Genomic DNA, 12813 nt, shown 5'->3' with positions numbered 1-12813 from the left:
ATCACCGAGGTCGACGTGCCGGTCCTCTCGACGGGACAGAGGATCGTCATCGAGCACGGCGCGGGGAGCGGCGAGGTCAAGACCATCCCGGCCACCCGGGTGGTGCCGCCGCCGCCGACGGGCGCCGACAAGGCGCTCATCGAGGCCTACCGTGCGCGGGGCTTGAGCATCGACGAGCGCTCGCCCGAGGTGAGCATCACGCGTGCGCGCACCTTGATGCAGGAGGCGGTCAAGGGTGGCAATTATGACCTGGCGCTCGAGTGGTGTGAGACGGTGTTGCAGCGCTACAAGTCCCACCCGGAGTTTCTGCGGGCCAAGGCCTCGCTGCTGCTGATGATGGGCGAGCGCGACAAGGCGATCGAGGTCTACGAGCAGGTGGAAGCGATCGAGAGCGACCCGGACGTTCGCAAGAAGCTCGAAGAGCTGCAGCGTCAGCAGAAGTAGGAGACACCTCATGCAGATTCTCGGATTCATCGTTCTGGGGTTCGTCGTCTGGTTCGGCTTCAAGGATCGCGGAGACGCGCAGGTCGTTTCGGCGTTCGATCCCCACGCGCTGGTGATGGTGGTGGTGGGCTCGGCCTCGGCGGTGCTGGTCGGCTCCAGCAACTCGACGGCGCTGCGCACCATTCTCTGCCTGCGCGAACTCGTCCCGGGCCTGCGCCTCTTCGGTCACACCACCGCGCAGATGGAAGCCGAGCGAGAGCAGCTCTATACCCTCTGGCGCGAAGGCAAGCGCAGTGGAGCACTCTCGCTCGCGGAGAAGAGCCGCTTCGCCGCGGTCAAGCAGATGGTGGAGCTCATCCTCAATCGCTCGCCCGAGGTCGCCAGCGCCAAGGCCTTCATGGATCTCAGGCACGAGGAGATCAGCCGCTGGCAGCCGGCGATCAGCAACTGGGAGATGCTCTCCAAGCTCGGCCCCGCGTTCGGAATGGTGGGAACCATCACCGGAATGATCCAGCTGTTCCGCAACATGAACTCGGACAACCTGAACATCGGCTCGTCCATGTCCCTGGCGTTGCTCGCCACGCTCTACGGTGTGGCCTTCGGTGCGGGCGTGGCGGGGCCGATCGGTCACTATCTCAACGGACTGCTCGATGAGAGGCTGGGGTTCCTCGAGCGCTGCGAGAAGAGCGTCAACGCCCTGGTCGCTCATGGAGGGTCGTGAGTCATGCGACGGAGATCCAAGGGGCATGACGAGAGTTGGCTGCTCAGCTACGCGGATCTGATCACCAACCTGCTGCTCTTTTTCGTCGTGCTGCTCACGGCGGCGAATTTGAACAAGGGCCGGATGCAGCAGATCGTCAAGAGCATGTCCGGTGCCGAGAGCCCAGCGAGCCTGGAGGCCATTCGCAAGGAGATCGACGCGCAGATCGCGAGCAAGCACCTGCAGGACCTGGTGCACACCCGCGTGTCGGCCGAAGGGCTGGATCTCGCGATCAACTCCGGGCTGGTGTTCGACTCGGGCAAGGCGAAGCTGCGCCCCGAGTTCGAACAGACCGTGGCGTCGATGCTGCAGGTGCTCGCGCCCTACTCGACGAAGTACGGCTTCGCTGTCGAGGGGCACACCGACTCCACGCCCATCGTGAACGGAGGACCCTTCGCCTCGAATTGGGAACTCTCCAGCGCCCGCGCGATCGTCGTGAGGCAGCGGCTCGAGAATGTCGGAGTCCCGCGCGCGAGGATTCGCGTCGAGGGCTACGCCGACACCAAGCCGCTGCCCGAAGAGCAACTCAAGGGGTTGAGCCCCGAAGAGCGTCTGGCCCGTCACCGCCGCGTCATCGTGAGAATCTACTGATGAGAAACCTCGTCTACCTCCTCGCACTCGCGCTGCCGTTGAGTGCCCTCGCCCAGACGAGCGCCACCCCGGTGCCGCAGAAGCACATTCCCTCGCCCGTGCTGATGGAGCTGCGTGCGCTCGAAAGCCAGTTCGACCTGGCGCTGGCGCGCGACTGCGCACCCGAGCGCTGTGTCTCCAAGGGGTGCGTCTACCGAGACCACGTAGTGGTCGACATGCCGCACTCTTCCTCCCTGCCTGGGCTGGGCCACTCCGAGGGCCCCGGCAGCGTGCCGCCGCAGGAGTACCTCACCCAGGCGCGCTGCGACTTCGCCCACGAGAAGTCCGTCTCGTCCCGCGACGTCCAGGCGCTCGTCCGGCGGCTGGAGCAGCGGCTGTCGAAGGGCTGGCTCCAGGTGACGGTCGGACGCCAGATCCTCGAGCCCATTTCCACGAGCTTGAGCGAGTCGCCCGAGCCGACCCCGCCACCACGCGTGGAGCCTCCGCCCGCGCCCGTCCCTCCCCCTGAACCGCCCGCGAAGTGGGAAGCGGGGGTGGCGCTGCGCGAGCTGTGGGTGAGCCTGCTTCCGCACTTCTCGTGGATGATCGCGTTGGTGCTGGCCACCCTGGCCACCCTGATCATCATCTGGGCGCTTCGGCGCCTCGGGCGGGAGTCGCTAGAGGAAAAGGCGATGCTGGCGCAACTGGCGGCCGGTGCGCTCGGCAAGTCGGACGACGCCCAGGCGCCCACGGCCCCAGTGCCGGCCCCCCCCCCCGCGGCCCCCCAGGGCCCCTCGGAGGAGGAGCGCGAAGAGGGCGCCTTCGTCACCGAGCAGCAACGGTTGTGGACCGACCGGATCGCCCAGGCCGAGCTGGGCAAGGACGAGGGCGGCGTGGTGGACTTGATGCGCGAGTGGTTGAAGGCGCGAGAGTTCGAGCTGCTGGCCAAGGCCATCTTCGTCTTTGGTGACCGGCTGTCCCTGGCGTTCTCCTCGGACGGAGAGCTCGCCGCCCGCAAGGTGGAGCTCGCGGAGTACCTGCGAAACCTGGACCAGGAGCAGCTGCCCTCGGACGCCGAGTTCTTCCGCAAGCTCAACCAACATGCCATCTCGTCGTCTCTGCTCGCGCAGTCCGACGCGGAGATCTACCGCAGCCTTCGCGAGGAGTTCGGCACTGTCGGGGTGAGCCATCTGCTCGAGAAGCTGCCGCCGCGGTATGGGGCGCTGCTCTTCGGCCTGGTACCCACCGACGGCCAGCAGGAGCTGGCGCGCACCCTGTCGTCCGAGCTTCGCTCCCAGGTCGCGAGTCAGCTGTTGGTGTCCAACCGCATTTCCAAGGAAGAGCGGGGGTACCTCTTCGAGGTACTGGACGCCGCTCGGGCGGGGCTGCCATTGCCGTCCGCTCCCAAGCCGGCGCCACACGACATCCTGGATCGAGGGCGCGAGTTCGACGCGGCGGGAGCGCTCTCCGCGCTGTTCGCGCACATCGGCGCCGAAGATCGCCAGGCCCTGTTCACGAGCGCGCTTCAGCGCTCGAATGGAGTGTTTCCGCGCTGGTACGAGGACATTTTCTATCCAGACATGCTCTTCAAGCTGCCCAACGAGCTTCGAGCGGACATGCTGCTCGAAGTGGACCTCAAGGGGCTTGCCGGCTGGTCCTCGGTTCAGAACCCGGCGTGGCAGGAGAGCTTCATCAGCCGACTCGCGCCCACGATGCAAGAAGCCGTACGTGCCAACCAGGCCTTCGTCTCTCGTGCCGACCAGTTCCGGGTAGCGCAGCGCGGTCACAACGAGCTGGTGTCGGCGGTGAAGAAGTTGGTGACGCGAGGCAAGGTCTCGTTCCCGGAGATCGTGGCTTGAATGGGCACCCTCGGCCGCACATGTCTGCTCCTGGCGGTCGTCGCCTGCGCCTCCTGCGAAAAGGTGCCGCTCACGAACATCCAGGCGCAATTCGAACTCGCGGACGCCGCCTGGTTCGAGGAGGAGCAGACGCTCTTCATCTTCTATCGCGCCAAGGCCGAGCAGGGCCTCGGGCCCGATAGTCAAATCGAAGTCTCCTACCGCACCGACGACATGGAGCAACCCTGGACGCCCCTCTCCCAGCTCAGCACCGTGCATACGCACGTGCCGGTCGACCGTGGCAGCACGGAGCGGTGGGGTAGCACCAGCCTGCACGTGAAGCGCGTTCCGCGGCAGGTGGGGATTCGCCTGCGTTACCACCGCGACGGGGAGATGGCCCTCACCCCCCCCAGGACGAGACTCAACATCATCGGCACGGGACCGCCACACAGGAGCCGCAGCCTCGTCGTGTATGGCGTCTTCGACGAGAACAACACCCACGTGCAGTGGCGTGCCCGCCACCAATTCCCGACCCTTCGCAACCACGAGGTGCAAGAGCTGGGGTTGCGGCGCACCTTCCGCATCGCCGACCCGCGGCATGGCGATGTGGCTCAGCCGCCCGACGGCAATCCCTATGGATACGCGTTCGCCTCCGCTTGCCCCGAGGCGCTGACGCCGCTGGGCTGGGCGCCGCTCGAGACCTCGATGCGCGCGATGTTCGGTGGCGACGAACTGCCGTTGTCGGCCTCTGCCTCACCCGCCGTCTGTGCCCAGGCGACCGTGACGGACGCCCAGGGCCCATTCGAAGCAGTGGCGTTGGCACGCAAGAACCCCGAGGTTCGCCCCGCCTTCCCCGCCCTGCACAGCCCCATCCGCACCAACACCGCCATTGGCTTTCTGTTGAGGCCTTGTGAGAGGACGATCTCCAAGCCCCATGAGTCGATACAGGTGCAGCGACTCCTGCTGGCGGGCGCACCCGAAATCTGTATCGACAACTGGCGCACCACCGACTTCGCCGCCGAGCTCGCGGCTCGCTTTCGCGCGCGGATCGACGAGGTCCGCGCCCAGGGACAGGACATGGTGCTCACCCTGGCCCTTCATCACGACGAGCCGAGCGGGAAGCTCGCCGACGTCATCGAGCAGGCGCTGGAGCAGACACTCACCTACGAGCGTGACAAGAGCTCGCCGCGGGTGAGCGGCGCCTTCGTGTTCGACAGTTTCGCCCACACGCTCGGGCGCGCGCCGCTCAAGAGTCTGGTGCTCTGGTGCCCCGCGAACCTCGACGTGGATGATCTCGATCAGATTTCCGACCAGTCGCAGCACTCCTGTGCCTTGCTGCCGGATATCCCCGATATCAAGCTGGGGCCGTTTCGGCTCAACACCCTGCCCATCCTCCCCACCCGTGCGCAGTACCTGAGGTTCGTCGAAAAGTATTCCGAAGCGCAGGCGGGCCACATGCGCGGTTTGCAGTTCCTGGCACCCGAGCGCACGCCGATCTCGGAGAACATCCAGGTCGGTGACTTCGGACTCATCACCTTCTTCAACAATGAAACCCTGACGGCGGCGCCGAGCGACGTTTTTTCACATTGCATGTCGGGTAACCCGCTCGCTTCCCACGTTGTCTTTCGCTCTCCGTTGAGCCCCGACCCACTCCCGTTGGAGACGTTGCCCGAGCTTCACGAGGCGACACCCCAACCGGCCTATGCACTTGGGCTGCTCTGGGAGTTCCCCTTTCTCACGCGCCTTGAATACGAGTTTTTCATCGCCGGGACGGCCAGCGCCTATTCGCTCACCGTTCCCTTCGGCATTCCGACCAAGGAGACGGAGGACTATGGCGCCAAGATGTGGCTGGAGAATGAATTCCCGCTCGACGCCACACTCTTGCAGTGCACTCGCTTCTGTGATCATCCGACCTTCGACTCGGGCGGCGTCTACAACGTCACCCTGGGTTTCCGCGCGAGCTACCTCAACCAGTGCTACGCCCCGCGCTACCCGGTTCCGGCCGACGGAGGCTTTCCACGTGATCCGTAGCGTGCTCCTCATCGCCTGTCTGGCGCTGCCGCGGACGGCTCTGGCCGCCGAGGACCCCGCCGACGATGCCACGCAGCCGGCTCGCGGCGACGAAGAGTCGGCGACCGATTCCGGGAACGGGCAGGAGGACACGACGCTTGATCGCTACCGCACGCCCTTCGAGGTGCTCACCGAGCGAATGCTCGGTACAGCGTCCCGCGCCGTGCGCTTCGATTGGCGCCAGACACGGGTCGGCGTCGGGTTGGTGGGCAGTCAGCTCCTCGAGCTCAACAACTTCAGGAGCACCCGGCTGGGCGGATTCGTTCGCATGCCCATCAAGGGCTTCCTGGGCGACATCGCCATCACCCGGGTGTTCACGCGGGGCAGTGAGAGCACGGAGAAGCTGGCACTGACTCCCTACCGCCAGTCCGGGCGTCCCAGCCGCTTCGAGCTGGACCTCAACCTGGGCTACCCGCTCGCCGAAGGGGTGACGACGGCACGGCCGGGTTTCTTTCCCGCGACCGAGCTGGTGTTCTCGGCGAACGCGGGCCTGCGCTACCTGTTCTACCCGGGCTCCCTGGCCGGCGCGAGCTTCCGCGACACCGCCGGGTCGCTCTTCGCGCCCACGCTGTCGGAGCTGGAAATCGAAAACCTCGAGAGCACACGGCTGCCCGGCATGCAGCTCGAGCGCGCGCGATACAGCCTCCTCACGGGTCTCTCCCTCGACGTCTACTTTCAGAGCGGTGGCTTCCTGTCTCCGCGCGTCCTGATCGCACTGCCGCTCCTCTCCGGAGCCACCCAATCCGGGCTTGGCTGGTGGTGGGAGCTGAGTTTCGGCGCGGGGTGGGCGTTTTGATGTCCTGGGCCGCTCCCCTCCTCGCGCTCACCCTGGCGACCGCCGCGGTGGCGAGCGAGCCTCCATCGAATCAGACCCTCGTCTTCTACAACGCGCGACTGGCGCTTCGGGAGGAGCGGCCGGAGGAGGTGCTCAAGCTCTGGTTGCTGCGCAACAGCCTGGCCAACCAGGGCGAGCGCGGGAGCCACGACGAGGAGTTTCGCTCCGTCGTATGGGCCGCGCTGGGCAATCGTGGGCTGTGTCAGGACGGCCTGGCCAAGGACGATCAGGGGGGCGCGGGTTTGTGGCCGCTGGCGCTGCACAACTGGGTGACCCACGCGATGGTCAAGGGTCCGCCGCCCGAGGTACCGCCCCCCTTTGGGGCTTTCGAGGTCGGGCGTCAGCAGCGGTTCATCTCGCTCAACGACGTCCTCTCGGCCCCGGAGCTGCGCTCGGTGAGCTTCTTCCGCGGCACGTGCCTCCTTGCCTACCTCACGATGTTCGAGTCGGGTCAGATGCCCCAGTTCGAGCCATTACCCCGGTATGACCTCGAGGATCGCCTCGTCTCGGGGCTGCTGCTGCGTCGGCTCCTGTGGCTGTCGCTTCAGACCCTGGTGCGCGAGAAGGTCCAGAGTGTCGCCGCGGTGGAGGCACGCATTTTCGACCTCGATCTCGCACTGGTGCGGCTGCGGGCCCGAGACGCCCGTCAACAGAGCCTCACGGCGGCGTGGCGAGCCCGAAGCGCTGGCGTCTCCAGCGAGGGGATTCGCGAGGTGCGTGAAGCGGCCGCGGCGTGGCCGGAGAATTCGGAGCAGGCGGCCTTCTTGCGCCGAAGCCTGACCTGGCGGGCGGACGAGTGGCTGAGCTTGAACCGTCAGCGACGCCTCTATCTGTTCTCGCAGGCGCGGCCCCTGGCCCGGGACACGCGAGCCCTGGATCAGCTCGTGGTCGACATCATCGACGCGCTCATCGAGCGCAAGGCAGGCGATGAACTGGAGTCGTGGGTCGGCTACCTCGACGCGAGCGAGACACCGAGCAAGCGCGGAGTGCTCATCGCGGGTGAACGAGGCAAGCGGCTCCTCGAGCTCGAGCCTGGCACGGGCTTTCGGGAGCGGTCGATCATCGCGTTGCACCGAGGCGTCGCATTCCTCGAGTCCGGACAGATGCAGGACGCGCTGCGCTCGTTCGCGTACGCGATGGCCACGGCGGAGGAGTCTCGCGAGTCAGCGGTCACCCTGGCGCTCGCCCGGCGGTGGTTGTCCTTCGTGCTGTCGCGCTACGAGACCAACGAGGAGGTCATCGCCACGCTGAAGGCCTTGGTGCCGCGGCAGGAGTACAACCCGGTCATCGAGGATCTGGTTTGGAGGGCCGCGCTGCGGAGCGATGAGGGCTCGTTCGAGCGGGTGGTGGCGAGCGCCCGGCGTGGTGGGGCGTTCGACGCGCGCGTCGCGCGGCTGCGTCTGCTCGCTCAAGGCAAGGTGGGAGAGCTGGTGACGCAACTTCGCGACGCGGCGTCCGAGGAGCCCTACCTCACGCTGCGCTTCGTACGGCAACTCCTGGAGCAACTCGAGACCGAGGACGCCGACGTGCGCGCGGCGAATGTTCCCATGCTGAAACTCGTCATCCGTGTCCTCGACTCGTTCGCGGCCAAGTCGGGAGGGAACAATGCGCACGTCCGCACGTCCGAAGAGCTCATCGCCCGTGCGCAGGCCATCCTCGAGGGGTTGAGCCACCTCGACACTTCGGCGGCGGGGAGGGCCCGCTCCCTGTCGCCCCACCATGAGGCATTCGCTGGCAACATCCGGCTGGCTCCCGCGGATCCGCTGCCGTGGCCGTTCCGGACCTCGGAAACCGAGGCGCCCTCGGCCTTCGCGCCCCTCTCACTGCGACCGGTGGAGTGGCGGGACGCGAATGGCACGCTGGTGTTCGGCTGGAGGCTCACCGAATGACGCCGCGTGAGCTGCGACGCGAGCTGCGCCAGCGCCGCGAGGAGCTGCGCCGTTCGCTGACGCTCATGCGACAACAGGCGCGCGAGCGTGTGCGGCAGCACCCCGAGGTGCGCCGTGAGAGGAAGCGCCGACGCATGCGTCGCGCGGTGCTCCTGGCGTTGCTGCTGCTGGCCTGCTTGATGCGCTGCGAGTGCCAGCAGGCGGCACCACCGGTGAAGGCCGTGGTGCGGGAGACGCCTGAAGTAAAGCCGAAAATTCCCGCGCCCGCCCCGCCGCCCAGACGCGAACCGCTCCGGGTCCAGGTCAAACCCCAGCCGCGCGGTAGCTATCTGGGGGAGGCGCAAACGCCGCCGACCTGGCTCGACGACTTTCGCCTGCAGGTCTCGGCGCGCGGCCCCCGGCTCGCGCAGTGCTTCACGGGTACGGACAGGCCCGGCGTGTTGCGCTGGACCGCTTCGGTGAACCCGGAGAGCGGCGCGGTGGCGGATCACGAGCTCGAGCCTCTGGGTCCAGGCGCGGAGCTGAAGCGCGAGCAGCGCGACTGTGTCGTGCGCGTCCTCTCCAGCCCCACGTACGGATTGAGCGCACCGCGGGCACAGGTGCTGCCCAATCGCATCAGCCTCGTGATCGAGTTCTGATTCGACGGCGGATGCTCGCCGAACACCAGAACGCCCCCTCAACGGGCCCCCATCCTGACCTACGCCGCGTCGAAGTAGACGCCGCGCAGGCAGCCAAGAGGGCGGCCTTCACCTTCGCCCCAAATCCCTCAACTCCTATCAGGCTGCATGGATGCGCTGCCCGCTCTTCGCGAAGGCCAGGAGCTCGTCGGCATTGGCCAGAAACAGGGCGAAGCACGTGTCCACCAGGGCCACGAGCTCCCGCTCGAGACCCGGCTCCAGCTCGATGCCCTCGACCAGGCGCCGCACGGTGTCCTCTTCGAGTGTGTGATTGGCCTCGGTGTCCAAGTGGTGCGGTCCGAAGTAGACCAGCTTCTTCCCGGTGAGTTCCGCGAACTGCTTTCCAACGGGCGCGGCGTGTCCCAGCGCCACCTTGCCGGTCGCCTCGATGCACTGCACGAGCACCAGTTTGTGAAGGGAATCGGCTCCGACGCCGAGGCGACACATGTGGTACGAGAGGAGGCGCGTCTTTTCGGTCGCTTTGCTCCAGACGAACTTGAGTGCGCTGCTGAAAGGCAGCCGAGGGTCATCCCCCAGGGTGTCCAGATCCGCGAGGAACCACTTCCAGTGGCCACCGTCCTCATAGGTGTGGGCGTTGACGATCTCCTGGAACCTGTCCTTGGCGGGCTCCTCCCGTAGCACCAGCGCGTACAGATCGGCGAACGTCATCACGAAATGAGCCAGCACGGGGACGAACGCGAGCCTCTGTCGCGGGTCGATCGTGACGTCGCGCATGAACTCGTAGAACGGATGCCTGGCGAACTCGATGGCCCTCCGATCAATGGCTTCCAGCACGGCTTTCATTGTCCGACTCCTCCACTCCTGGCGCCAACGTCCAAGGCCGTTGGCACCGGCATCGCGCTCTGCATCACTTCATAGACTTCGGGCGAAAGGTACACGGTGAGCCGACGGTGTCCGGGCTCCACCCGAAGCGACACATACGTCTGCATGCCAATCCCATCCTCGAGCCGCCGGTCCGTGAAGGCCTCGAGCGCACCGCTGTAGGTCGACGCACTCTCGGGAGGCATGGAATGGAGGATGCGATGGGCGGCGACACGGTCGTTTGCCGCGTACGAGCGGATGGGGAAGTAGACGGTTGCGGTCTTCGGCGCGACGTGGCCTTGAACGAACGCAAGGCACGTCTGCACCGGACGTGCGTTGAAGGGCCCTTCCGACGCTCCGACGGTCTGGCAGAAGTCCCGCACCAGGCCCGGCACATGGCCCCGCGCTGAGGCGATCGCCGCCTCGATGCGCTCGACGTCCGCCCGAGAGTGGGCCGTATAGATTTTCACCCGCGACTCGGGCCGCGCCGACAGGTCGAGAGAGAAATAGCAGAGCGCGTCGTCCGGTCCCGTGGCCGGCAGGTGAGCGCAGGAGTCACCGAGCCCGAGCCGCTGCATCGCCGTCTCCACCAGCGTCCGCGCCTCCGTGGGGCCCCGCGCCTGCGGGTTCAGATAGAGCTTGAAATCGGGGGGCTCGCCGGGCCGGAGACAGACCGCGTGCCACATGGCGAAGCGACCGCGGTCCTGCGTGGGAGCGAAGAGCTCCTCGATGAGCGCGAGTCTTCCGAGGAAGACGCCATACTCCTCCGCGAGCCATTCGTTCATCGCGCGGGCCGCCGCCCAGTTCGACGCAAGCGACGGCTGGTGGCCCTGCACCTCGATGAGAAAACGCAGCTCCGAAGCACGCCCATCGACGGCGAGCGAGAATTCGTAGGGTGAGTGATCGTCGGTGATGTCCGACGCCCACGGTGGAGGCAGGCCGACAGCTCGCTGCCCCCAAGGCCCCGCGAGCTTCTGGAACAAGCTCACCGTGGAGCGCGTCTGGGACGCGCTGTAGCCCAATTCATGGCAGAGCGCGTGAAGCCGTTCACTCCCGAGAGTCGCCAGGGTCGCAGATGAAACGGCCGCCGTCTGTGCCATGTTCGTGGGTGTGTACCATGGAGGGCTTGGACCCCAAAGTAGAAAAACGCAACAAACCAGCATTACCAGGAATACTCGCGGCTTCCATCGCATCAGGAGTCGTGCGAGAGCAGTGAACCTGATTCCCCTCCTAGGAGCGACGCATGAAGTGGGAGCAACTGGTCAAGCTCGGTTGCGAGCTGCCCGAGGTGGTGGAGGGCAGCTGGTTCCGCACACCCGCGCTCAAGGTTCGCGGCAAGTCGTTCGTGCGCCTGAAGGAAGACGGCCAGTCCGTCGTGTTCCTGCTGGAGAGCGTCGACGAGCAGGAGTTCCTGATCCAGGCCCTGCCGGAGCTGTACTTCATCACGGACCACTACCGGGGCTGGCCCGCGGTGCTGGCGCGCCTGGCGAAGCTGCGCGTGCCCGAGTGTCGGCGCCGGCTCGAACAGGGCTGGCGGCTCAAGGCGCCCAAAGCGCTGGTGAAACAGCTCGACCAGGCGCGAGCCACTGCCGCTCCCAAGTCGCGGTGAGCGCGCCTGACGAAGCGCTCGTTGTCCCAGGCCCGCTCAGCCGGCAGCCGTGAGGGCCCGCCTCAGGGCGGAAACCTGCCGGGCGATGAACTCCCGGGAGATGGTGGCATCCCCGGCGAAGACCTCGAAGGCGTGGAAGGCGCCAGGCACCTCATCCAGCTCACAGGGAACGCCACTGTCCCGCAGACGGCGGGCGTACTCGACGTCCTCCTCGTAGAACAGGTCCAGCGTGCCGGTGCCCACCCATGCGGGCGGCAGTCCCGTCAGGTCCTCCGTCCGCGCGGGCACGGCATACTTCGGAGCGGTGGGACCACCGGGTTTTTGAGCCAGGTAGCAGGTCCACCCGAAGACGTTGCTGCCCGGCGTCCAGACATACTCCCCCGTTCCCTTGTGGTCCGCGCGGATGGTGGTCCGGTCATCGAGCATCGGGTACAGGAGCAGTTGGAAGACGGGCTTGATCCGCTTCCGCTCGCGGGTCAGCTGCGCCAGCGCCGCCGCCAGCCCGCCGCCAGCGCTGTCTCCCCCGAGAGCGAGCCGATCCGGATCGATCCTCAAGGCGTCGGCCTGTGCGTGCATCCACGAGAGCGCCGCGTAACAGTCCTCCAGCGGTGTCGGGAAAGGGTGCTCGGGAGCGAGCCGGTAATCCACGGCGACCACCAGGATGCCGAGTTCCTTGGCGAACCGACCGCAGACGGCGTCCGACTGTTCAGGCTTGCCGACGATGAAGCCTCCACCGTGGATCCACAGGAGGGCCGCGCTGCCCGGAGCACGCTGGGTGGGCTCGTACTTCCGGACGCGGAGCTCCGGTGCTCCAGGCGGGCCAGGAATCCAGACGTTCTCGACGGTGACGCCCTCCGGGCTGCGCGCCCTGGAGAGGTTGAGGCGCCGGACGATGGGCAGGAGGAAGCGGTTGAAGGACACGCGAGGAAACCAGCGGACCAACGACCGCAACTCCGGATGGACGGGATTGGATTGATTCCGCATGACAGCCTCAGGCCCCCAGGTACTCGTGGAAGAACGCCGTGGTGATTCGCCACGACCGCCGCGCGGCTTCCTTATCGTAGCTCGCCCGATCCTCACAGAAGAAGCCGTGGGTGACCCCGGGAAACACCGTCAGGGTGTATTGCTTGCCCGCCCTGCTCATCGCCTCGGCGATGCGGCCATGCTCTTCCGGTTGGATGAACTGATCCTCCGTGCCGTACCACAGGTGCATCGGCGCCTGCATGTCCCCAACGCGATCGAGCAGGGGCTTGCGGCCGAAAGCGTCCTCGACCGGGCCGATGCCGCCGCCATAGAACG

General features: G+C 66.6%; 13 protein-coding genes. 9 read left to right on the top strand and 4 right to left on the bottom strand.

Annotation, left to right across the window (positions count from 1 at the left end):
* From VF794_RS06640 to VF794_RS06605, 8 genes are all read left to right on the top strand, one after another.
* Window positions 1-444, top strand: a 444-nt coding sequence (locus VF794_RS06640) for a tetratricopeptide repeat protein (protein WP_331108339.1), incomplete at its 5' end; no start/stop codon positions are given.
* A gap of 10 nt (window positions 445-454) precedes the next feature.
* The gene (locus VF794_RS06635) at window positions 455-1165 is read left to right on the top strand and encodes a MotA/TolQ/ExbB proton channel family protein (RefSeq protein WP_331108338.1); all 711 of its coding nucleotides are present in this window, start codon (window positions 455-457) and stop codon (window positions 1163-1165) included.
* Between the two features lie 3 nt (window positions 1166-1168).
* Window positions 1169-1795 carry an OmpA/MotB family protein gene (locus tag VF794_RS06630; protein ID WP_331108337.1) on the top strand — a complete coding sequence of 209 codons (627 nt, stop codon included), beginning with the start codon at window positions 1169-1171 and terminating at the stop codon, window positions 1793-1795.
* Window positions 1795-3633 (top strand): hypothetical protein, encoded by a 1839-nt coding sequence (locus tag VF794_RS06625; RefSeq protein ID WP_331108336.1) that lies wholly within the window; start codon window positions 1795-1797, stop codon window positions 3631-3633. Before VF794_RS06630 ends, VF794_RS06625 begins: the two co-directional genes overlap by 1 nt.
* The gene (locus tag VF794_RS06620; RefSeq protein ID WP_331108335.1) at window positions 3634-5643 is read left to right on the top strand and encodes a hypothetical protein; all 2010 of its coding nucleotides are present in this window, start codon (window positions 3634-3636) and stop codon (window positions 5641-5643) included.
* Window positions 5633-6478: a hypothetical protein gene (locus VF794_RS06615; RefSeq protein ID WP_331108334.1), complete on the top strand. Its 846-nt coding sequence runs from the start codon at window positions 5633-5635 to the stop codon at window positions 6476-6478. The genes VF794_RS06620 and VF794_RS06615 overlap by 11 nt, the downstream gene beginning before the upstream one ends.
* A complete protein-coding gene (locus VF794_RS06610) occupies window positions 6478-8406 on the top strand; it encodes a hypothetical protein (RefSeq protein ID WP_331108333.1) in 1929 nt (642 codons plus the stop codon). The genes VF794_RS06615 and VF794_RS06610 overlap by 1 nt, the downstream gene beginning before the upstream one ends.
* Window positions 8403-9044: a hypothetical protein gene (locus tag VF794_RS06605; RefSeq protein WP_331108332.1), complete on the top strand. Its 642-nt coding sequence runs from the start codon at window positions 8403-8405 to the stop codon at window positions 9042-9044. The genes VF794_RS06610 and VF794_RS06605 overlap by 4 nt, the downstream gene beginning before the upstream one ends.
* A 138-nt stretch (window positions 9045-9182) precedes the next feature.
* On the opposite strand, the gene VF794_RS06600 is transcribed toward VF794_RS06605, so the two are convergent.
* Window positions 9183-9887 (bottom strand): hypothetical protein, encoded by a 705-nt coding sequence (locus VF794_RS06600; protein WP_331108331.1) that lies wholly within the window; start codon window positions 9885-9887, stop codon window positions 9183-9185.
* The gene (locus VF794_RS06595; protein ID WP_331108330.1) at window positions 9884-11005 is read right to left on the bottom strand and encodes a tryptophan dimethylallyltransferase family protein; all 1122 of its coding nucleotides are present in this window, start codon (window positions 11003-11005) and stop codon (window positions 9884-9886) included. Before VF794_RS06595 ends, VF794_RS06600 begins: the two co-directional genes overlap by 4 nt.
* Before the next feature lie 143 nt (window positions 11006-11148).
* Between VF794_RS06595 and VF794_RS06590 the strand changes: the two genes are divergently transcribed.
* Window positions 11149-11514, top strand: a complete 366-nt coding sequence (locus tag VF794_RS06590; protein ID WP_331108329.1) for an MmcQ/YjbR family DNA-binding protein — start codon at window positions 11149-11151, stop codon at window positions 11512-11514.
* Between the two features lie 36 nt (window positions 11515-11550).
* Here the strand turns inward: VF794_RS06590 and VF794_RS06585 are convergent, their stop codons facing one another.
* On the bottom strand, window positions 11551-12435 hold the full coding sequence (locus VF794_RS06585; RefSeq protein ID WP_331108328.1) for an alpha/beta hydrolase: 885 nt from the start codon (window positions 12433-12435) through the stop codon (window positions 11551-11553).
* A 70-nt stretch (window positions 12436-12505) separates the two neighbouring features.
* Window positions 12506-12813 (bottom strand): dienelactone hydrolase family protein (locus VF794_RS06580; RefSeq protein WP_331108327.1); only part of this gene is annotated, 308 nt, incomplete at its 5' end.

The sequence above is a fragment of the Archangium sp. genome, assembly GCF_036389735.1.
GTDB lineage: Bacteria > Myxococcota > Myxococcia > Myxococcales > Myxococcaceae > Archangium.
Note: the sequence above shows the minus strand (reverse complement) of the source record. Positions and strands in the feature narration are given on the sequence as shown.

What these genes read in the sequence shown, in the direction of transcription:
- VF794_RS06635 (WP_331108338.1), top strand. Translation starts at nt 455, where the DNA reads ATGCAGATTCTCGGATTCATCGTTCTGGGGTTCGTCGTCTGGTTCGGC.
- VF794_RS06630 (WP_331108337.1), top strand. Translation starts at nt 1,169, where the DNA reads ATGCGACGGAGATCCAAGGGGCATGACGAGAGTTGGCTGCTCAGCTAC.
- VF794_RS06625 (WP_331108336.1), top strand. Translation starts at nt 1,795, where the DNA reads ATGAGAAACCTCGTCTACCTCCTCGCACTCGCGCTGCCGTTGAGTGCC.
- VF794_RS06620 (WP_331108335.1), top strand. Translation starts at nt 3,634, where the DNA reads ATGGGCACCCTCGGCCGCACATGTCTGCTCCTGGCGGTCGTCGCCTGC.
- VF794_RS06610 (WP_331108333.1), top strand. Translation starts at nt 6,478, where the DNA reads ATGTCCTGGGCCGCTCCCCTCCTCGCGCTCACCCTGGCGACCGCCGCG.
- VF794_RS06605 (WP_331108332.1), top strand. Translation starts at nt 8,403, where the DNA reads ATGACGCCGCGTGAGCTGCGACGCGAGCTGCGCCAGCGCCGCGAGGAG.
- VF794_RS06600 (WP_331108331.1), bottom strand. Translation starts at nt 9,887, where the DNA reads ATGAAAGCCGTGCTGGAAGCCATTGATCGGAGGGCCATCGAGTTCGCC.
- VF794_RS06595 (WP_331108330.1), bottom strand. Translation starts at nt 11,005, where the DNA reads ATGGCACAGACGGCGGCCGTTTCATCTGCGACCCTGGCGACTCTCGGG.
- VF794_RS06590 (WP_331108329.1), top strand. Translation starts at nt 11,149, where the DNA reads ATGAAGTGGGAGCAACTGGTCAAGCTCGGTTGCGAGCTGCCCGAGGTG.